This is a genomic window from Bacteroides reticulotermitis JCM 10512, from assembly GCF_000517545.1.
GTDB classification, from domain to species: Bacteria; Bacteroidota; Bacteroidia; order Bacteroidales; family Bacteroidaceae; genus Bacteroides; species Bacteroides reticulotermitis.
Genome location: NZ_BAIV01000014.1, coordinates 24,248 through 44,342 on the forward strand (window position 1 = coordinate 24,248; position 20,095 = coordinate 44,342).

A 20,095-nucleotide genomic window follows, 5' to 3' on the forward strand; every position below is an offset into this window, starting at 1 on the left:
ATAGGTTCGCTCATTCGATTGTTTTAAGCCAACAATTATATATTTTTGCACAAAAAGCCCCATCATGGAAATAAACGAAGCAAGCCCCAAGTTTCAGGATCTATCAATTTCGCCTATGCACACTGCGGAACATCTGCTGAACGCCACTATGGTCAGAGCCTTCGGATGCCCGCGTTCGCGTAACGCGCACATCGAACGGAAGAAAAGTAAATGCGACTACGAACTCAGCTCCTGCCCTACATCGGAGCAAATACAGCAGATCGAAGATAAAGTGAACGAAGAGATAAGCCGACATCTGCCGGTAACGATCGAGTTCATGACGCACGAACAGGCCAAAGAGATTGTCGATCTGAGTAAGTTGCCCGACGATGCCAGCGAAACATTGCGCATTGTCCGCATTGGCGACTATGACGCCTGTGCCTGCATAGGAACACACGTTGCCAATACCTCCGAAGTCGGTACTTTCAAAATATTCAGTTACGATTATGATGAAAACCGCCAAACGCTACGGTTGAGATTCAAACTGATTCGCGCGAAGTAAATAATCAGTTTAACGCACCCTCTTATCATTTAAGTTAGGCATCAATAGCAAAAAGGCATAAAATAGGAAAATTTGTCACTCCAAAATGACAAATAGTCAAATCGAAATCTAAAAATCCCTTGGCACAAAGTTTGCGCTATACTAAATGAACAGCGGTTCGAAAACAGATGGCGAAAGTGAAACATCGCTTTCCTTCACCGGAAGTTTGAGAAAACCGTCGTTCGCGATTTTATCGAATGTTTAACTTAAAAGATAGGAGACTAAATTATGATGCCTGTTAGAAGAACTCAAAGTTGGTTACCAAGTATCTTTAATGATTTCTTTGATAACGATTGGATGGTAAAAGCAAATGCAACCGCACCTGCCATTAATGTATTTGAAACTGAAAACGAATACAAACTCGAATTGGCAGCTCCGGGAATGACGAAGGATGACTTCAATGTGCGCATTGATGAAGACAACAACCTCGTGATTAGCATGGAGAAGAAGACCGAAAACAAGGAAGAGAAAAAAGACGGACGCTATCTGCGTCGTGAATTCTCTTACTCGAAGTTCCAGCAAACCATGATTTTACCGGAGAATGTGGAAAAAGAGAAAATAGCCGCTGCTGTAGACAATGGCGTTTTGAACATTACATTACCCAAACGATCTGAAGAAGAAGTAAAAAAAGCTCAAAAGCAGATTGAAATTAAGTAAACCAACATTTACTACCCGCCAATGGGGTGAGATAGAATTAGAAAGCCGCTCTTTCCATTATGGAAGAGCGGCTTTTATTTGTCATCACTAACTGCGCCAATCAATGATTCTTCCGGTAACTCAACACCGCCCATACATTGGCTGTGAAAGTAAATAGAAGTAAAACGCCCAATTGGGGCAGTAAATCGGCAATACCACTTCCTTTGAGGTACACCATACGCAACACTTCCATGAAATACTTCAAGGGGTTGAAGTCAGTAATCACCTGTGCCCAGCCGGGCATACTTCTGTCAGGCGTAAAGAGTCCGCTCATCAGCATAAGAATCATCATGAAGAACCACATGACGAACATGGCTTGCTGCATCGTGGCCGAATAATTCGAGATCACCAAGCCCAATCCGGACATAGTCAACACAAAGAAAATGGCAAAGAAGTAAATCACACCGAAATGTCCCACAGGAACAATGCCGTAAAGTGCCCATGCCCAAGCAAAGGCTAACGTCAGTACAACAAAACCCACCAACCAATACGGCAACAATTTAGCCAGAATAAAGGTAAACTTAGGAACAGGCGTTACATTAATCTGTTCGATGGTTCCGATTTCTTTTTCACTCACCACGTTCAGGGCAGGAAGAAAACCGCAAATCAAGGTCAGCAACATAACCATCAATGCCGGAATCATATACAGTTTATAGTTCAGATCGGGGTTAAACAAGTTCTGCGTGTTCAGGCTAATCGATGGATATACACCTGTTGCGTTAACGGGATGCTCGCTACGAAGTTCTTGGGAATAGTTGTTCACAATGGTAGCCAGATAAGAACTTCCCAACCCTCCCTTTGTGCCATTTGTAGCATTGGCGGCAATCAAGATATGCGCTTGCTCACCATTTGTCCAGTCGCGTTCCAAGTCTTGCGGAATCTCCATAACAATATCCGCATCCCCAGACTCAATATTAGCTAAAGCTCCCTGATACGAAGACGGCAATTCCACCAGGTGGAAGTAGCTGGAAGAGGCGATTTTCTCCACCAATCTTGTCGATATGGTAGAATGATCATTATCCACAATATTCAACCGGACGTTTTTGATCTCCATATTTACAGCCCAAGGCATCAACAGCATGATCATGCATGGAAATATCAGAATCAGCTTCGGCAAGAACGAGTTGCGAAGTAATTGCTTAAACTCTTTTTCAATCAGGAACTTTATCATGCTAACCTATGCTTAAATTTCTTAAAACTAATCGTAATCAATACAACCGCCATGAGACTCAGAATCCCGATTTCCTTTACAACAAAGACTACCGAAACTCCTTCGATCATCAATTTACGAATGGCCTGAATATACCAGCGTGCCGGTATTATGTCCGAAATCCATTGCAGAAACAACGGCATGCTTTCGATGGGGAAAATCATTCCCGACAAAATCATGGTAGGCATAAGCAAGACCAATCCCGAAGCAAGCATAGCCGCCACCTGCGTACGCGTTATGGACGAGAATAACAAGCCCAACGCCAGCGAAACGAAAATGAACAATAAAGACACGACAACCAACCAAAACAAACTTCCTGCAATCGGAACATTCAGCACAAAAACCGAAAGTAATAAGATAGTTATCAGGTTGACAAAGGAAAGCACAAAGTAGGGCACAGCCTTAGCCAGAATGATGAATAATGGCTTCATTGGCGATACCAACAGCACTTCCATTGTACCCGTTTCCTTTTCACGTACAATCGAGATGGAAGTCATCATCGCACAGATCAACATCAAGATAAGCCCCATCACACCCGGTACAAAATTATAAGCACTCTTCATTTGCGGATTGTACAGCAATTTAATATCCGGTGTCAATCCAGCCGTATTTATTCCCGGTGGCAAGAGTTCTTTGCCGGCTGCGGCAATTACACCCGAAGCGTAATTGGTTTGGGTAGTAGCCATGTTGGGGTCAGTGGCATCGGCAATCAGCTGTACGCAAGCTTCTCCGGTATACAAACGGTCGGTGAAGCGATCGGTAAACACAATTGCCATATCAATATCTCCCTTACCAAAGGCCTTTTCCACTTCCTTCGGTGTGTGATACAGGCTGGTTACATTAAAATACTCACTGGCATCCAAACGATCTATAATCTTTCGTGTGATCTCATCGTTGGACGGATCGAGCACGCCCATCCGCACATTCCGGACTTCAGTCGTAATGGCAAAGCCGAACAGAATAATTTGTACCACCGGCATTCCCAATAAGATCAGCATCGTCCGCCGATCGCGGAAGATGTGATAAAACTCTTTCTTTACGAACGCGATAAATTGTTTCATTTTCAGTCAGCTTTACGCACCGCATCGCGGGCCAGTTGTTGGAAAACATCATCCATGGTCGACACGCCGAACTGCCTCTTTAGATTATCGGGCGTATCGAGTGCTTTGATTTGTCCATCTACCATGATGGAAATGCGGTTGCAGTACTCCGCTTCATCCATATAGTGGGTAGTTACAAATATGGTAATCCCACGATCGGCAGCCTGATAGATCAACTCCCAGAACTGTCGTCGGGTAGCAGGTTCTACACCTCCTGTAGGCTCATCGAGAAAGACGATCTTAGGCTCATGAAATATAGAAACCGAGAAAGCCAGTTTCTGTTTCCATCCTAATGGAAGACTCTTCACCAAAGTGTTTCGTTCGGCGGTAAGGCCGAGACGTTCCAGCAATTTATCCGTTTTCTCGGCAATATCTTTCTCCTTCATTCCATAAATACCGGCGAACAAGCGGATATTCTCCCACACTTTCAAATCCTCGTACAAAGAAAACTTCTGGCTCATATAGCCAATATGTTTCTTCACCTGCTCCGCATCTTTGCAAATATCGAATCCGCCGATCTTTCCAACCCCCGAAGTCGGTTTGCTCAATCCGCACAACATCCGCATAGCCGTAGTCTTCCCCGCGCCATTAGCCCCAAGAAAACCAAATATTTCTCCACGTTTCACTTGGAAAGAGATATGATCTACGGCCGTAAACGAGCCAAAGCACTTCGTCAATCCTTCCACTTCAATCACCGGAGTTGTCCCTTCGCCCTTCCCCTCTTCACGCGCCAAAGAAGGCGGACAGAGGATATCGGCAAAACGATTCAATATCTCTTCGGGAACATCAATTCCATGAATCTGCCCGTTGTTGATAAAAGCGATCCGGTCGCACTGGCGAGCTTCGTCCATGATGGGGGTCGATACAATGATGGTAATTCCCTGCTGACGCAAGTTTTGCAACATCTGCCAGAACTCTTTACGCGAAACAGGATCGACTCCGGTAGTTGGCTCATCGAGAAACAAGATTTCGGGTTTATGAATCAGCGCACAACTCAAAGCCAACTTCTGTTTCATGCCACCCGACAGGGCACCTGCCCGCCGTTTCTTAAAAGGTTCTATCTGCTGATAGATATCTTTTATCAAATCGTAGTTTTCTTGAATGGTAGTATGAAATACGGTCGCGAAGAATTCCAGGTTCTCTTCCACCGTAAGATCTTGGTAAAGAGAAAATTTCCCCGGCATATACCCAATCTGCCGGCGTATTTGTTTGTAGTCTTTCACCACATCCAACCCGCCAACCGTAGCCGCTCCGCTATCCGCCAGTAGTAAGGTGGTCAAGATGCGAAACATGGTACTCTTGCCGGCGCCGTCGGGTCCTATCAGTCCGAAGATTTCTCCCCGATTCACCGTAAAGGAGACGCCTTTCAAAGCTTCTACCTTACCGTAAGTTTTACTGATATTGGTCGCTACAACGAGCGTGTCTACTTCTTCCATTTCGCTCCTCCGTACATACCTATTTTCAGATAGCCGTCATTCTTCACCGCTATTTTGACGGCATACACCAAATTAGCCCGTTCGTCTTTTGTCAGAATCGTTTTGGGCGTAAATTCCGATCGGTCGGATATCCAGGTAACCGCACCTTCATACGCTTTTTGTTCGGCAGCTCCATAGTCGGAGTAAACCGTTACTTGGTCGCCCAACTTCACATGAGCCAACTGTTCCGAAGTGATATAGGCACGCAAGTACATGCGGTCAATGTCGGCTACCTTAAACAGAGGTTTGCCAACCGAAGCCAATTCGCCCGCTTCGGTATATTTAGCCAGCACGGTTCCGTTTATAGGCGACTGAACATGGCATTTGCTCAACTGATCTTCTACTTGAGCGACCTGCACAATCACCGATTTCCCTTGTTCGGTCAGGCTGTTCGTACTATTCATAAGAGATGATGTCTGGGCAGTAAGCTCACGTTCGAGCAGCGCGATCTGGGCATCCCAATCGTCCAACTGTTTGCGGTTAGCGGCTCCTGCTTCCAATAGATTCTGCACTCTGCGCTTCTCTCGCTGTGCTGTGGCAATCTGTTGTTTAGTAGCTGCAATCTGTTTCGCCAAATCCGGCCGTTGACTTTCCACTGACTTCAAACTTGCTCCCAACTGCATCTTCGTTAAGTAGAGCTGAACGGTATCGATAAGCCCTACCTCCTCGCCCACTTGCAACCGGGTACCTTCTTCCAGATTCAAATGAAGTAGCTTGCCGGATGCCTCGGCCGAAACCGTTACTTCCGTACTTTCAAACGTACCGGTCGCATCATAAACGGGTAATCCGTTTCCACAGGAAGCCAAAAGCAATAACATACCTCCGACCCCTACATTGTATATCGTTTGTTTCATAAGGCAATTCTTCTTATTCATGGTTTGTAGTATATTTCAGTTGATAAATATTCATCAGTAATTGGATCTCATGCAAGGCTTTCGTTTGCTTGGACAGGCTTTCGTTGGTTATTTCCCGCAGCATTTCGGTCACCGTTAAGGTTCCGTTGGCAACCTTAGCTTCGGCGGCTTTACGAATATTACTCCGCAAACGAATTATTTCGTCATCGTCTTGCATCTGTTTCTCCATCGAACGGATGGCATGATCCTGCTGTGTCATTTGCAAACGTGTATTGAAAAGAAATACATCCCGGTTGCTATCTAACTGACGACGGCTGTTTTCTATAACCCGCCGGTCGTTTTTGAGCGTATACAGACTTCCGAAGTTCCACGACAAACGAACACCTGCTATATAATAAGGAGCAAACTTATCTTTCAACATATTCAAGCCCGGGTTGCCGTAAGCTCCCTGAACAAAGAGTCCGAAATGGGGCATATAGCCTACATCGAGTGCTTTCTCGCGTACCTGCAAACTTGTTTTCTGTACATCGAACCAAGTCAGTTCCGGCCGGCGTATTTCACTGGCTGCCGAAACAGTTTCTTCCCGTAAGGTTTTTCAAGAACAGCTTCATCGGGCAACTTCTCGCCTACCAACAACGAAAGCATCTGCATATAGGCTAGGCGAAGCGAAGCAAGCTCCACACGTTTTTGCCGTGTATTCAGTTCTTCCACCTTTACAGCATCCAAGTCGGCCTGATTGGCAATACCATTTTCTACATAAGCCGTTATCTGTCGGAAGCTCCGCGCCAGGTCTTCCTGAAGCAACGCGTTTTGTTCCAATTGTTCGCCAAGTAGCAAGATTCCGAAATACAGATCGTTCACCCGCTCATTAAGTGCGTACATATCTACATTCAGCTTTTCTTTATCTACTTCCGCATTCGCCTCGGTTTGCTTCTTCTTCATCCGGATTCCTCCGCCATCCCAAATGTTCTGTTGCAGTTCTAATAGAACCTGATATTGATCTTTGGGCAATCCTTTGATATCGATCCCTGCCATTTTGATCGGAATTTCCGTTACATCACTCTGGTACGAAGCTTTAGCCGAAAGAGCAAACTGAGGTAAATAGCCCTTGGCAGCATTAGCCAGACTATACTCCTTTGTCTTCTCAATCAGTCCGTATTGACGTACCAAGGGATAGTTTTCCTGCGTTTTCCGCTGACACTCTTTCAATGTAATCTGTCCGTACATTCCTGTAACGGAACACAACCAAAAGAGACTGAAAATCATTCTTTTCATATATCTATCTTCTAACTATTATTCTATAGGCAAAGGTAAGCGTTTGGAGTATATTTCCACAGTCCACAAGTTGGTTATTATGTTCCATTAGTTCGATTTATAAGAAAAAATCCCGAAGCATATCCCAAAATTATTATATTTGCGGGAAAAGTGGACAAAAATGGAACAAAAAGAACCTTTAGACTTTGGACTCAAGAACATAGAGGAAAAGATTATCGACCCACACAGTGAGTTTCGCTTCATTACCTCTAATTTTGGTTTCGTGAATAGCATCACCCATCTAGAACCCTTCTTGTTAAAATTCGGACAGCCTTATCGAATCAAAGAAGGGCGTATTGCATTTATACAAAGAGGTACGGCACGTGTCTCCATCAATTTGATAGAATATACGTATCAAAAGGGCATGATTGCCTTGGTTGCTCCTAATTCGATTATCCAAATGAATGAAATGTCGGCTGATTTCGATGCACAAATGATGGCTATACACGCTGACTTCCTTCCGATACAAAGTAAAGAGGACTTTTTGACCCACCTCCTGAACCACAAACGCCTCCTATTAATCTACTTATCGGATGAGGAACATCAACAGATCGAAGAGTTCTACCTGCTGATGTGGAAAATTATGCAAGAGAAGATATTCCGAAGAGAGGTAATCCAGCATTTGCTGGTGAGTTTACTGTATAACATCGAATACTTTATTAAAGCTAACCACCAGCAAGTCTACGATGAACACTTGACGAGGCAGCAAGACATTTTCCAACGCTTTATCTCATTAGTCAATATATATAGCAAGACAGAGCGTACGGTTGGCTTTTACGCCGACAAGCTTTGCCTCACTCCCCGTTATCTAAATACCGTCATCCGACAAAACAGCCAGCAAACCGTTATGGACTGGATCGATCAATCGGTGATACAAGAAGCTAAAGTGATGTTGAAATGCAGTAATCTGCTGATCTATCAAATAGCTGATGAGCTGAATTTCCCCAACCCGTCCTTCTTCTGCAAATACTTCAAAAGAAAGACGGGAATGACGCCACAAGCTTATCAGCGAAGCTAATAAAATACTATCTGACTTCCACCAGTTCTAACACACGACTAGCATATTCGCGTGGCAAAGGAAGTTCAATGCCCGTATTCATTAGGAGAGCGCCACTAAACACTTTCCCTTCTACGGCAAGCGGATCTTTGCTTCTACATTCAGTTCAGTCAGGCAATATTGCTTGTTCGTCTCTAAGCCGGCCATGCGGAAACGGGGAATTATCTGTCCCTGATAATGCATGGTTTTGAAAGCGAAAAACACGGCCCGTTCCTTTTCAGGAGTAATATACATCAATGAAGCCACTCCTAGATCATCGTAGGGAGAAATAAGACGATACAAATCGCCTTGCTGAATAACCGGACGAATTTGTTTATAAGTCTCAATCGCTTTCCGGGCAAAGACACGCTCCTCTTCCGTCATGTTTTTAGGTTGCATCTCCATCCCCAGGCGACCGGTCATTGCTACATCAAAGCGAAGTTTTAAAGGTAACGCACGTCCCGTCTGATGATTAGGCGACGAACCGACGTGGGCTCCCATGGCGACGGCGGGGAAGAAATAGGAAGTCCCCCACTGCATATAGATACGCTGCAAGGCTTCAGTGTTATCACTTACCCAGAATTCTTCGAAGTTGGGCAGTACTCCATAGTTCGCACGCCCACCCCCGCTGGCACAAGCTTGGATCACTAAATCGGGATACTTCGCCCGGATTCGCTCCATCACCCGGCGCAAGCCACGTTGGTAGTCAATATAAAGATGTGATTGTTTATCGGCAGTTAAATACGAAGAACCATAGTTGGAGATGTTCATGTTCGCATCCCATTTAATGTAGGCAACATCCGGATTGTCAGTCATCAATTTATCGACAAGCTGATACATGAAATCCTGCACTTTCGGATTCGATACGTCCAACACCAATTGAGTTCCTCCTCGCCCTGGCCGTGGTTCGCGATTGGACTGACGGATGATCCAGTCGGGATGCTTCTCATATAGTTCGCTTACGTTGTTTGTCATTTCGGGTTCCAACCATATCCCGAACTTAATACCGTGTTTCTTAGCAGCCTTCACCAGACCGTCTATGCCATGAGGAAGTTTATGGGTATCTACCGTCCAATCCCCTAAAGATGAGTTGTCGCTCTTGCGGGGATATTTATCGCCAAACCAGCCGTCGTCCATCACAAAAAGTTCGCCACCCATATCGCTATATCACCCATCATCTGGTCCATCCCTTGCTCGGTGATGTCGAAGTAAACTCCCTCCCAACTATTCAACAGGACATCGCGTTGTTTCTTTCCACCGTGCACCTTACCATTTCGAGCCCAATGATGGAAGTTACGACTTACGCCACCCAAGCCTTCATCACTATAAGTCAGCGCCAGTTCAGGGGTAACAAACACTTCTTTAGGAGCCAGACTATATGCGGAAGCATCTTCGTTGATTCCGGCAAAGAACGAATGATAGTTCGTATCATCCGTATCAAAACGCAAGCTAAAGTTTCCTCCCCAACAAAGAGCGGCTCCAATAACCCGTCCATACGCCTCCTGTGGTTTACCATCCAATGAGATCATCACCTCGGCATGGCTTGTATGCGAATTACGGACTCCATCCTTATTCTTGATTACTTTCATACCCGGAAGCAGCGGTTCGGCCACAACCTTACTTTCATTTGCCCAAGTACCATAGAGATGAGAGATCCAAACATCGTTCTTGCGCACCGGCAGATAAGCCGAAGCGAACTGTTGCAACTTGACTTCTTTCTTCTCGGTATGAGATATTTCGGTCCAAGTCTCAATTATATCGGAGTTTCGATAGGCTTTATACATCATTTTCACCTCGAAAGGATATACCTTGTCGCATGTTGTTATTTGAGTCAGGCTAAATTCGGGTTCTTCTTTGGTCTGAACACCTGTAACGACGAGATCTAAGGACATATTTCCATCTCCATGTTGCACCTGCAAAGCGGCTTCTGCCGTACATTCAACGCCAAAAACGGGATAAGCCGAACGAGTATCTGGCAGACTCGCCTCCATGATCGAACCGATTTGTTCCGGTTTTATCTTATCTCCGTAGTAGATAAACTTCAACTCGCCCTTATTCGGTGCGGACAGTAGTAAAGAGGTATTTGCAGTAGAAATCAGAACCTCCTTTTCCCAAGCGAAAAGGGGGAAAGTAGTCGATAAGCAAAAGGCTAACAAAAGTAGTTTCTTCATAATCCATTATAATTTAAGAATTCGGTAGGCTAAAATAAAGATTAAATAGAAAAAACAAAAGCCTGAATGTATCATTTCCAACCTTGAAATACAAAATGGAAGTGATATGATACATTCAGGCAGTTGCCAGTAGACAGGCCACTGATTGGAAGGCCCTTTATTGAGAAAATTCCTTGATACGCTGTTCTTCTTCCAAGCGACAGATCAACAGGGTATTGTCTTTTTCGGCAATGATATAACCATCGAGTCCTTGCACCACAACTCGTTTTTCTTCGCTTGCATGTACGATGCAATTCTTGCTTTCATATAGGCGCACATCCTGCCCGATAACGGCGTTTCCGGAATTGTCACGAGGCAATAAACCGTGAAGTGCTCCCCAGGTTCCGAGATCCGACCATCCGAACGATGCCGGCAGAAGGTAAATTTCTTCAGCCTTCTCCATCACAGCATAGTCGATGGAGATGCTTTCGCAAGTTGGGAAAAACTTTCGGATTACTTCATCTTCTCTTTCGGTATAGAGATCGGGGAAAAGCCGATCGAATATCTGAGCAATACCGGGTGCGTATACACGCATCACGGCAGTAATCGTACGTACGTTCCAAACAAATATTCCGGCATTCCAGAAGTAATTGCCTGCCGACAGATAGGCTTCAGCTGTATCCTTATCCGGTTTCTCTTTGAATGCGTCTACTTTCAAAATCTCTTTGTCAGCCAAGATCGCATCCCCTGCCGCAATGTAACCGTATCCGGTTTCAGGGCGGGTTGGACGAACGCCTAACGTGGCAATGGCACTACTCTCTGCCGTAAAGTGAAGTGCTTTTTCTACTATTCTCCGAAACTCAGCCGTATCGATGACTAACGCGTCGGAAGGTGTCACCACGACATTGGCATTCGGATGTTTCTTTTTAATTTTCCAGCAGGCATACGCTATACATGGAGCGGTATTTCGGGCACAAGGTTCGGCCAGGATATTGCTTTCGGGTATCTCGGGCAACTGTTCCCGTACAATACTTACATACTTTTCCGAGGTAACTACCCACACATTCTCTTGCGGACAGATTCCCTTGAAACGATCCACTGTCAATTGAATCAATGTTTTACCACATCCCATCACATCTATAAACTGCTTTGGGCATTCCGGTGTACTCATAGGCCAAAAACGACTTCCTATGCCGCCTGCCATAATTACAATATGATTATCCATAGGCATCTAACAATTCCCCTTAATTGAAACTTCTTTATAAATAAGGGTGCAAGATACTGCAAATCGCGGAAAGAGACAAACGAAAATGCCAAAGATTTGTGGATACAATGAAAAGATGCGAATCAGACAAACTCATTGACAAATCAAAGGTCTAAATAAATCTAGGCATGCATCAATATGTTAAAGATCGCATCTTTTTAAAAATACTGGTAGAAAAATAGTTAAAGTCAAGTTAATTCCTTATCTTTGCGAGATAAACAAACGAAGTTTATGCTAAATCTTTCTTGACAGCAATTTGATCCGTTTTTGTCTTACGGACCTACCCATCGTCAAAATCGAAATCAAAATCAACTTTTGTTTTATTATATACTCTCAAAAGAGTGCTGAGTAATGGATATAGCACATTTTTGAGAATTTTAAAAATAAGGTCTAACAAGTGAGTTATCAGACAATTACTTTGAAAAGACTGAAGAATAAATTATTTTTGCAATGAAATTATTGCAAAAATATTAATTGAGAAATCACCTAAAAAATAAGAAAAATAGCCCATGGCAGTATCATTTAACAAAAGAGAATTACAAAAGAAAAAAGAACAGAAAAAACAAGAAAAGCTGAAGCGTAAAGAAGAACGTAAAGCTAGTGCAAGCGGATCATTTGATGATATGATCGCTTATGTTGATGAGAATGGCATGATAACTGACACTCCTCCCGATCCGAATAAGAAACAAGAAATCGAGATCGAGAATATTGAAGTGTCAACTCCTAAAAAAGAATTCGTGGAAGAAGTTCCATTGATTGGACGCGTTGATTTTTTCAATCCTGATAAAGGTTTTGGATTCATTAAAAATACAACCAACACAGAAAAATACTTCTTTCACATTAGCAACGCTCCGGCTAATATAGCCGAAGGCAATAAAGTAAGTTATGAATTAGAGCGAGGCGATAGAGGTATGAATGCCGTGAAAATCGTTCTAGAGAAATAAAAACAATAATTAATTACATTAAAAACGAAAAGATGAACATTTATGTATCGAATTTAAATTTTAGCACAGAAAGCGAAAATTTACAGGAATTATTTGCAACGTACGGAGAAGTTACTTCTGCTAAAATTATTACAGATCGTGAAACTGGACGCTCACGCGGCTTTGGCTTTGTAGAAATGCCAGACGACAGCGAAGGCCAAAAGGCTATCGACGAGCTAAACAATACTGATTTCGAAGGAAAAACTATTTCAGTAAACGTTGCTCGCCCAAGAACTGAAAGAAGCAATGGCGGTGGATACGGTCATGGCGGCGGTGGTTACAACCGTGGTGGCGGTAATGGCGGTGGATACGGCCGTAGATACTAATTATATTAAGGAGACGTGCCGCGAGAATAAAGGCCTGTAAAGTTTACTTTATCACAAAGCACACTCTTTTTTGAAAATTCAAAGCAATGAAGTTAAGTTTTACTTTTCTTCATTGCTTTTGTTTTTTAGCTACCCTACTCCTGGGCACCGGGCTAATTAGGGATCACCTTTTATACATATGTATATATTATTAAGATAAACAGGGAGAACGTGTCATCAACTCCCACTCACAGCTATACCTCTAAAAAAAATGATTGTTGCATTGAAAAATTACGCAACCTTATTCGTTGACCTGCCCTTACGCGTATCCCTATTAGCAAAGCGGATAGGCTCGTACTAATTGCAGTTAGCATGTACTATCAAGAGGACGATACCGCTCTGTAGCCACTGCATGCACCAAAATGACAAAAAGGACTTTGGCTGCTTTTACTTTTGCATTAAAAGCACTAGTCTATGTGCAGAAAATGGATTCCGAAACGATTCGTTCTATGTTGGCAAGTAGTGATAGTAAGAGAGCCGGCAGCAAATCCTGCAAGCTCTCTATCTTTTGTTTTACAGCCTATTACTCGGTTTCTCCCGTCAGTTCTTTTATCAGTTTCTTATAGATAATCTGATCTAGTCTGCCGGCATCGTCGAGTGCCGACTTTTTGTATTTATTGGCAGATTCGAGATTCTTCTCATTTAAGTAATATTGATATAGCAGATATTTATTGTAGAAGTTGGGACAAATCTCCAAGGCCTTATTAGCGTACTTGTACACATCGGACATCTCTTTGTTTATGTACGCACTACTTGCTTTATAGGAATAATTTAAGAAAGGCAGCAATAGTTCTTTGGAAATCCCCTCTATTTCATGCTCACAGATCGGTTCCTTATCTTTGACGATCTTGTCGAGTTTTTCGCCATAGTTGGCAACTCCCGAAGTTACAGCGACAATCTCTCCTTTTTTATCAAAAAAGAAACAAGTTGGAAAACCGGTCACGAAAAAAGTATATGGAATAGCTTGATTCATATCCCCTAAAAGAAAGTCGGTATAGTAGGGTGTGATCGGGTAATTCTCGAAAATATCACTCGTCCGAAGCCATTCACACGGCATACATCCTTCGTAAGAAGAAATAAGCATAACGTAGTCGTCGGTCTTCAGAAGGCTATCCAAGGCAGTCGTGCTAAAGACCGACTTCTTATCAATAAAACCTTTCGTTGTCAGGGTAGCAGCTTTTGTAAGCCCAATCCGGGTAACTTTTTGCTGAGCAAACAGTTCGGTTGGCGAAAGCATCAACGTGAACGACAAACAAACAGCTAATAATAAATAGTTTTTCATAACATCTTAATTTAGTTTATACTATATAAATTCACAGCGTGAATCAGGAATTTGAAATCAAAATTTCTCTTTACTCTCGAACTTACCTTCCTCGGAATAATACTTCCATGTACCTTTAGGCTGGTTATTCGAATATTTTCCACGCGACTTCAGTTTACCGTTTTCATAATATTCGCGATAACGTCCGTGGCGCTTTCCTCCCTTCACTTCAGCTTCGCTTTTCAACGCTCCTTCCGGATAAAACTCTCGCAAAACATTTCCCTGAAATTTCTCGATATAGAAACGCTTCAGTTCGCTCATCTGCTCCTTTTCGGTTTCAGCATCTTCGTTCATCTCCTCATCGGCTTCATCACTGGCAACGACAACAGATTCTTCGGGCTTGTACGGTTTGTAGTCCATCACATACTGTAAGGAAGCGGAACTACCATCTCCCACTACTTGCATAGTCCAGTAAGGGAACGAATAGAGCACGTCTTTATTCGATTCGATCTCATTCCATGTAGCTACATTCATCATTGGCTTCAGCAATGGGTAGAACTTATTGATGTCTGTATATAGGAAAATCGTAGAATTTGACTTCAAATACGAGAGTGCGTTTTTAAAACCCGGATTATTCTTCAAGAGATTCTTCTGCTCATAGTCTTCTACAAAAGAAAGCAGAGAGGCTGCCTTATTGCTGAAAACCACGTAATCGTCCACATAGGTATAATAGGGCTTCTCAAACTTATCAAACAGTTTTCCGAAAAAGAGACGGAAGAATCCCTTCATTTCGACATAGTTAATATCGAAGTCTTTGTAGTTGACTGTTTTAATCTTAACCGGAGTACGGCGTCTGATCTTCTTTTCGATAAACTCCATGTTCTTTCGGGCATCTTTGATATTCTTAGCTCGAATAGCCAAAATCAGTTCAGGCTCGCGTCCCAACAATCCGGGTTCGGATTGTGTAACGGCAAACTCTCCCGACATCCAACTCAGGAAGTTTTCTTCTAATGAGATTCCGAATAATCCTTCGATCTTCTTCCGCGAGCTTTTATACGTATCATGCAACTGTTTGTCATGAACTGCAAGCGCTTCTTCCAGCTCCTTGACAAAAGTCACCGGATTGTTAAAGCCAATATTCGTGTAGAGCGCCGTTCGTCCGGAGAGTATTTCATGCGCTTTCATCGAATGTTTGCCCGAATTCAGCAAAGCTGCCACATAGGGATCGGCGGTATCTTTGCACAAAGTGTACCCTTTCATTTCCATACGAACCTTATCGGTATTAAAATAAAGTCCGGCAAAGTCCATCGATTGACTGAACAGGTCGATGTATCGTTCTTTTCACCCAAATAAATGCTCATGAACTGAGGCAAGCGTGCGTAATTGATAAAGACCCGGATAAGTCCTTTACCGGCAACCTTCTTTTCAGCTTCGATGAACGCATGATCGAGCCCAATCTTAGGTTTGTTGCGTGAATCGATGGCCGACTCAACAAGCTTGGAAGTATAAGAAGCCACCAGATGATTATCCACAAATGCGGTATAAAAGATATCGCGTGTTTCCAAATCACGCATTTCCAGAATATTAATTCCGTTGTATGTCCGGTTAGTGACCGAGCTGCCGGCTACTGTGAGTACTGTTTCGAGTTGATCTTTCAACAGATCCATTTTGGACGCTTTCTGCATATCGACTACAATCAGAAAGTCCCAGTCCCTCGCACGAGTTTTATGGAGTGAGATAAGCACATCCCGTTTACCAACAAGCGACAACAACGCGCTATTGCTTTTGACCACCGAATCGAGCATTTCCACACTCTTGGTGACTTCCGCAAAGGATTTTGCTTTCTTCAAACATTGCCAGGTATCGCTTTGGCTAAACTTTTCCCAGTCTTCTACAGGGGCCGATGATTGAATGATAAAAGCGGCGTCCTCGGGAACCAAATAGATCTGCTGTACGTTGCGGTCGGGTGAAACGAATAAATGGACGATGGAGTATACCACATATACCGCCAAAGCCAATAGCAGCGTAACCAGCGTTCTTTTTACAAATTTCCGACTCCCTTTTTTCTTTCCGTTTTCAATGTTAATCTCTTGTTTTCCGTTGTTTAATTGGTCCATAGTTAGTTAATGTTTCCCCAAAGATAAATATTTTTCTCAAACCTATTAGCTAAAAAACTATTTTTGACGAAATTAGCTTGTATTCTCTTTACATTCACTAAAATTGTAGGATAAGCACCAGTAAGTTCATTTTCTACAAAAAATAGGTTGCTAGCCACTCCTCGAGAAAATAAAAGTCCTCATTGGATGAACTTTTTTGGAGTTTTTGGAATAGACAAGCAATGCAGAAAGTTACATTAATTACTATCTCAAAGTATATCATAAACACTGTTCATTTGACAAACTCGGCAAAGGGGACGGATTCTATTTATAATTCAAAGGGTTTTCGTACTACGTAAATGTAATCTTGCTAAAAAATTACACGCCACCGTATTTAGTTTCTTGTAAAATCCAACTCTCTTTTTCACAAGAATATATATAAACAAAAGTCGTTGATTCTACAACTGCCATATGGAGGTGGTTTTTTCCTTCAATTTTCGCATTGTACATGGCAAAAGTTATTTTCAAGCTAGTTTTCTCTAATTGCAATCTAGTTAAAGAGATTACTCCTACCCCCTTTTTTAGTTCTTTCTCACATGCAGATCTGTTTTGCAAGTTAATATAGTTGATAGGAATACCTTGTATGGTATCTTCAAATTTAAAATGAGGAGGATAATTATCAATTGAAAAATACGGATATGTACTATTTGAAGATTCTTTTAGTTTCCCTACATATGAATTCAAACTCACCTTAATCATGCTCTCCAATTGATTATTCTCTTGTCCTCGTAATTGACTTGACAAAAGAAGTATAATGATAAATATCCCAATCGTTTTCATATTCTATTGTTTAGAGGTTACAAAATACTTCATGGATATGATCATATAGATTCAACCCATTCTCCATCTCCAATTCTTTATTGTTATACTTATAAGGCTGTTTATCTATAAAGATGCTCTCAACAAATATCATTCCATATGGATAATAGTGATTCGTTTGAACAACCGAGCCATCTGCCTTAGCCACAACACGGTTATTCCCCAAGTGGTCGCAGAGGTAGAAGTGATATTGTTCGCCTACAATATATCCCCATCGCCCCAAATACACTTCAAAGATCCATTCTCATAAATTACCTTTAATCATTTTCTTCTTGATGTGCTTTCAAATAATCATATGCTTTCCTTGCCAATTTATATCCCCAATATATTCCTAGTAAAAGGAAAAACAAATAAGATAATAATAAAGGAATATCTTCACTTATACAAAAACGATATATAAACAGTAAAAAAAAATATCCCCAAAAAAGACGATTTACTATTATATTTGAGTAATAAAAAAATCTATATACTAAGTTTTTATTTTCCATTTTTCATTTTATTGAAAGTTTTACAACCGATCAACACCAATAGTAATATAAAAAAAACTATGCCATAGTGTTTGTCTACTATACCCAAATCTATGTAATTGTCCAAAAAACATTTTCTTAACAGCAAAAATCAAAGTTGCATATACTGCTATGTTATTAATATGTTTCATCGGAATAAATTTAAAATTGATTGCCACCAAATATTGCGCTGTGGTAGTTCCTTAGGTTTTACTTCAAGTTGCACTGAAGGTCGTTGTGATACAGTTTTTGAGGCTGTGTATCTTCACTAACAGATTCAACAGCTGTTGCAGAAACTCCAAATTATATTTTTGTTTTCCTTCCCCATCATTAAGATCTCTTTTAAGAGCAGCGGCTCTATTGGGCATAACACCTGACACATTTGCGTCAAGACTTTGGACGACATTCGCTTGCTCTTGGTTACGTTCATCTCTTGCATCTCTTTCTCGTTTTCGCTGGTTATTATATTCTGGAGAAACAGCATTATTTTGATTTACAACATCCCTAATTCCATCAAGTAATGATTGTTCCACCTTTGCTGCTCGATCAGGATTTAGAAAACAATTGTAATTATAAGATACAACCACTGTTGTGGTTACCGCTGCTGCATCTGCAACTCCAGTTGTTACAGATGCTATTCTTGCCGCCCTATAAGCCTTGTATCCTCTATAGGCTCTAAACATTGCAAATATAGGGTTTCTCCCATCCGGATCAATAAATTTCATAGGATTACTCCTTACATATCTCAGCAAATGTCATTCCATAAGGATAATAGTGATTCGTTTGAACAGCCGAGCCATCTGCCTTAGCCACAACACGGTTATCCCCCAAGTGGTCGCAGAGGTAAAAGTGGTATTGTCCACTTTCAATATATCCACCATCGCCCCAAATACACTTCAAAGAGCCATTCTCATAAATCACATAACTAACATAATCGGTTCTCTTCTCTGTAGAGGAACGGTGCATGACTGATAGCTTAGTACCTGATGCGGAATAAACATATTCAGTTTCCGGCTTATTCACCCCGTTAAAGCTTATCCGTCTTGGCAAATTTAATAAATTATATTTAATAGCAGTGATTCCTTTATTCAAATCTTTAATTTGGTTGCCATTGTCATCATAAGCATACTCAATGTCTTCAGGTGGATAATGCTGTGTGTGCCGCCTGTTTTTCGGCTTTTGACAGTTCGCACATGCACAAAGAGGATTTTTGTCTTTCATGTATTTTATAGCTGTTTGCTGTTCTTCTTCGCTCATCTCGAAAGGCTGTTCGGCGTTGGAGGAATAGCACAGGCGCTTCGCAGGGGCGGGAAACAGTCCGAAAATTCCCCCGAAAAAACAAACCCCGCAGGATTAAAGTGAATCCCGAAAGTCTTTTTTGCACAGACTCTTGGGGGCTTACAATTCACTCACAACGAAAGATGTTTTTCTTAAAATTAATACGATATACTCCAACATTATCATCAAAAGTAACAAAATAACCATTTGTAAAGAGTAAATAAGAGAACGTATTTAATTCGCTTTGTGATAATGATTTTGTTAATTGATAACTTCCGTCTTCATTACTTTTACAATAATAGCCTAAAAACATGTCAAAATCTCAACTTCCGTATTTTGAATAAACACTATCATCTAACTGAAAATAGTACCTATCCCCTACGTCAATAGTGATTTTTTGATTCAATAATTTGAATCAAAAGTCATTGTAATCTAAATTATTAAATTGACTTTGATATACTTCTGTTAACTCTTTGTACTGTAATTTGACGACGTTGTTATTTATTCCTTTACAGAAAAAAACAAAACAGCCATATTGTGAAGGTACAATAGAATCGCCCTGCGTTAATAAATTTATTTCGCAATTTTCAAAAATTAGCTTTGATTTTACTGAACAGCATAATATCCCTATTGATGCCACAATCAAAGCAGAAAGTCTAATCAAGTCCTTGAATTTTTTCCTCTCCATAAGTTATTCTTTTAGGTAGTTTTTTTATCTTTCTTGCACGATTTCCGTTGTTTACAGCTCGTTTTTCTGCGGGGTCTTTTGCTCCGCTTTTCCCTTGGCTATCTTTCATATTCCCGTATCATAATCGTATTAGTGTCGTATTTCGTGTACAACGGTAGTAAAATCCGAATTTGGAACGCTTGTGCTTTCTTTAAACTCTTTTTTGCTTTTTGCTGAAAAATCAAATTGTGTTTGAGCTCCAATACTTTTACCTTCACTTATCGATTCGCTTCTCTATAGAGGAGCTACATCAGAACTATTATCTGCACTTTTTAAATAATAGACATCAATTGTCTTTTATTAGTTACCTCTGAATAGGGC

The 20,095-nt window shown here is 41.7% G+C and carries 17 protein-coding genes and 3 pseudogenes; 5 read left to right on the forward strand and 15 right to left on the reverse strand.

All coding sequences use genetic code 11. The features are described from left to right. Positions 1–64 precede the first annotated feature (64 nt). Both JCM10512_RS09740 and JCM10512_RS09745 read left to right on the forward strand, forming a co-directional pair. On the forward strand, positions 65–541 hold the full coding sequence (locus JCM10512_RS09740; RefSeq protein ID WP_044162578.1) for an alanyl-tRNA editing protein: 477 nt from the start codon (positions 65–67) through the stop codon (positions 539–541). Between the two features lie 267 nt (positions 542–808). Then, entirely contained in the window at positions 809–1,237 is a 429-nt protein-coding gene (locus JCM10512_RS09745) for an Hsp20/alpha crystallin family protein (RefSeq protein WP_148298347.1), read from the forward strand. A 100-nt stretch (positions 1,238–1,337) separates the two neighbouring features. Here the strand turns inward: JCM10512_RS09745 and JCM10512_RS09750 are convergent, their stop codons facing one another. From JCM10512_RS09750 to JCM10512_RS09770, 5 genes and pseudogenes are all read right to left on the reverse strand, one after another. Continuing rightward, positions 1,338–2,447: an ABC transporter permease gene (locus tag JCM10512_RS09750; RefSeq protein ID WP_044162580.1), complete on the reverse strand. Its 1,110-nt coding sequence runs from the start codon at positions 2,445–2,447 to the stop codon at positions 1,338–1,340. After that, on the reverse strand, positions 2,444–3,547 hold the full coding sequence (locus JCM10512_RS09755; RefSeq protein ID WP_044162582.1) for an ABC transporter permease: 1,104 nt from the start codon (positions 3,545–3,547) through the stop codon (positions 2,444–2,446). The genes JCM10512_RS09750 and JCM10512_RS09755 overlap by 4 nt, the downstream gene beginning before the upstream one ends. A gap of 2 nt (positions 3,548–3,549) precedes the next feature. Further along, positions 3,550–5,022: an ATP-binding cassette domain-containing protein gene (locus JCM10512_RS09760; RefSeq protein ID WP_044162584.1), complete on the reverse strand. Its 1,473-nt coding sequence runs from the start codon at positions 5,020–5,022 to the stop codon at positions 3,550–3,552. Further along, entirely contained in the window at positions 5,010–5,915 is a 906-nt protein-coding gene (locus JCM10512_RS09765) for an HlyD family secretion protein (RefSeq protein WP_044162736.1), read from the reverse strand. The genes JCM10512_RS09760 and JCM10512_RS09765 overlap by 13 nt, the downstream gene beginning before the upstream one ends. Before the next feature lie 13 nt (positions 5,916–5,928). Continuing rightward, a pseudogene (locus JCM10512_RS09770) lies at positions 5,929–7,190 on the reverse strand (TolC family protein). Positions 7,191–7,350: 160 nt separating this feature from the next. On the opposite strand from JCM10512_RS09770, the gene JCM10512_RS09775 reads away from it, so the two are divergent. Further along, a complete protein-coding gene (locus tag JCM10512_RS09775) occupies positions 7,351–8,247 on the forward strand; it encodes an AraC family transcriptional regulator (RefSeq protein ID WP_044162738.1) in 897 nt (298 codons plus the stop codon). Between the two features lie 7 nt (positions 8,248–8,254). On the opposite strand, the pseudogene JCM10512_RS09780 reads toward JCM10512_RS09775, so the two are convergent. Continuing rightward, positions 8,255–10,436, reverse strand: a pseudogene (locus JCM10512_RS09780) (alpha-galactosidase). Between the two features lie 157 nt (positions 10,437–10,593). Then, the gene (locus tag JCM10512_RS09785) at positions 10,594–11,640 is read right to left on the reverse strand and encodes a mannose-1-phosphate guanylyltransferase (protein WP_044162586.1); all 1,047 of its coding nucleotides are present in this window, start codon (positions 11,638–11,640) and stop codon (positions 10,594–10,596) included. A 548-nt stretch (positions 11,641–12,188) separates the two neighbouring features. Here JCM10512_RS09785 and JCM10512_RS09790 point away from each other — a divergent pair. Then, positions 12,189–12,623, forward strand: coding sequence for a cold-shock protein (locus tag JCM10512_RS09790; protein WP_044162588.1), 435 nt, complete (start codon positions 12,189–12,191; stop codon positions 12,621–12,623). Positions 12,624–12,655: 32 nt separating this feature from the next. Then, positions 12,656–12,988, forward strand: a complete 333-nt coding sequence (gene rbp, locus JCM10512_RS09795; protein ID WP_044162591.1) for an RNA-binding regulator — start codon at positions 12,656–12,658, stop codon at positions 12,986–12,988. Between the two features lie 562 nt (positions 12,989–13,550). Here the strand turns inward: rbp and JCM10512_RS09800 are convergent. The 8 genes and pseudogenes from JCM10512_RS09800 to JCM10512_RS22755 all read right to left on the reverse strand — a co-directional run bounded on the left by JCM10512_RS09800 (position 13,551) and on the right by JCM10512_RS22755 (position 19,844). Continuing rightward, positions 13,551–14,309 (reverse strand): hypothetical protein, encoded by a 759-nt coding sequence (locus JCM10512_RS09800; protein WP_148298349.1) that lies wholly within the window; start codon positions 14,307–14,309, stop codon positions 13,551–13,553. 57 nt (positions 14,310–14,366) lie between these two features. Continuing rightward, a pseudogene (locus tag JCM10512_RS09805) lies at positions 14,367–16,405 on the reverse strand (DUF3352 domain-containing protein). Positions 16,406–16,762: 357 nt separating this feature from the next. Next, complete coding sequence (locus JCM10512_RS09810; RefSeq protein ID WP_044162596.1) at positions 16,763–17,224, reverse strand: hypothetical protein; 462 nt, start codon at positions 17,222–17,224, stop codon at positions 16,763–16,765. Positions 17,225–17,234: 10 nt separating this feature from the next. Continuing rightward, entirely contained in the window at positions 17,235–17,486 is a 252-nt protein-coding gene (locus JCM10512_RS09815) for a hypothetical protein (protein ID WP_206777881.1), read from the reverse strand. A gap of 34 nt (positions 17,487–17,520) precedes the next feature. Next, positions 17,521–17,751 (reverse strand): hypothetical protein, encoded by a 231-nt coding sequence (locus JCM10512_RS22475; protein WP_148298350.1) that lies wholly within the window; start codon positions 17,749–17,751, stop codon positions 17,521–17,523. 233 nt (positions 17,752–17,984) lie between these two features. Continuing rightward, positions 17,985–18,494: a hypothetical protein gene (locus tag JCM10512_RS21345; RefSeq protein ID WP_052517167.1), complete on the reverse strand. Its 510-nt coding sequence runs from the start codon at positions 18,492–18,494 to the stop codon at positions 17,985–17,987. A gap of 4 nt (positions 18,495–18,498) precedes the next feature. After that, a complete protein-coding gene (locus tag JCM10512_RS09825; RefSeq protein WP_052517168.1) occupies positions 18,499–19,026 on the reverse strand; it encodes an RHS repeat domain-containing protein in 528 nt (175 codons plus the stop codon). Positions 19,027–19,703: 677 nt separating this feature from the next. Beyond that, positions 19,704–19,844, reverse strand: a complete 141-nt coding sequence (locus tag JCM10512_RS22755; protein ID WP_158332199.1) for a hypothetical protein — start codon at positions 19,842–19,844, stop codon at positions 19,704–19,706. Positions 19,845–20,095 lie beyond the last annotated feature (251 nt).

What these genes read in the sequence shown, in the direction of transcription:
- JCM10512_RS09740 (WP_044162578.1), top strand. Translation starts at nt 65, where the DNA reads ATGGAAATAAACGAAGCAAGCCCCAAGTTTCAGGATCTATCAATTTCG.
- JCM10512_RS09745 (WP_148298347.1), top strand. Translation starts at nt 809, where the DNA reads ATGATGCCTGTTAGAAGAACTCAAAGTTGGTTACCAAGTATCTTTAAT.
- JCM10512_RS09750 (WP_044162580.1), bottom strand. Translation starts at nt 2,447, where the DNA reads ATGATAAAGTTCCTGATTGAAAAAGAGTTTAAGCAATTACTTCGCAAC.
- JCM10512_RS09755 (WP_044162582.1), bottom strand. Translation starts at nt 3,547, where the DNA reads ATGAAACAATTTATCGCGTTCGTAAAGAAAGAGTTTTATCACATCTTC.
- JCM10512_RS09760 (WP_044162584.1), bottom strand. Translation starts at nt 5,022, where the DNA reads ATGGAAGAAGTAGACACGCTCGTTGTAGCGACCAATATCAGTAAAACT.
- JCM10512_RS09765 (WP_044162736.1), bottom strand. Translation starts at nt 5,915, where the DNA reads ATGAAACAAACGATATACAATGTAGGGGTCGGAGGTATGTTATTGCTT.
- JCM10512_RS09775 (WP_044162738.1), top strand. Translation starts at nt 7,351, where the DNA reads ATGGAACAAAAAGAACCTTTAGACTTTGGACTCAAGAACATAGAGGAA.
- JCM10512_RS09785 (WP_044162586.1), bottom strand. Translation starts at nt 11,640, where the DNA reads ATGGATAATCATATTGTAATTATGGCAGGCGGCATAGGAAGTCGTTTT.
- JCM10512_RS09790 (WP_044162588.1), top strand. Translation starts at nt 12,189, where the DNA reads ATGGCAGTATCATTTAACAAAAGAGAATTACAAAAGAAAAAAGAACAG.
- rbp (WP_044162591.1), top strand. Translation starts at nt 12,656, where the DNA reads ATGAACATTTATGTATCGAATTTAAATTTTAGCACAGAAAGCGAAAAT.
- JCM10512_RS09800 (WP_148298349.1), bottom strand. Translation starts at nt 14,309, where the DNA reads ATGAAAAACTATTTATTATTAGCTGTTTGTTTGTCGTTCACGTTGATG.
- JCM10512_RS09810 (WP_044162596.1), bottom strand. Translation starts at nt 17,224, where the DNA reads ATGAAAACGATTGGGATATTTATCATTATACTTCTTTTGTCAAGTCAA.
- JCM10512_RS22475 (WP_148298350.1), bottom strand. Translation starts at nt 17,751, where the DNA reads ATGGAAAATAAAAACTTAGTATATAGATTTTTTTATTACTCAAATATA.
- JCM10512_RS21345 (WP_052517167.1), bottom strand. Translation starts at nt 18,494, where the DNA reads ATGAAATTTATTGATCCGGATGGGAGAAACCCTATATTTGCAATGTTT.
- JCM10512_RS09825 (WP_052517168.1), bottom strand. Translation starts at nt 19,026, where the DNA reads ATGAGCGAAGAAGAACAGCAAACAGCTATAAAATACATGAAAGACAAA.
- JCM10512_RS22755 (WP_158332199.1), bottom strand. Translation starts at nt 19,844, where the DNA reads ATGAAAGATAGCCAAGGGAAAAGCGGAGCAAAAGACCCCGCAGAAAAA.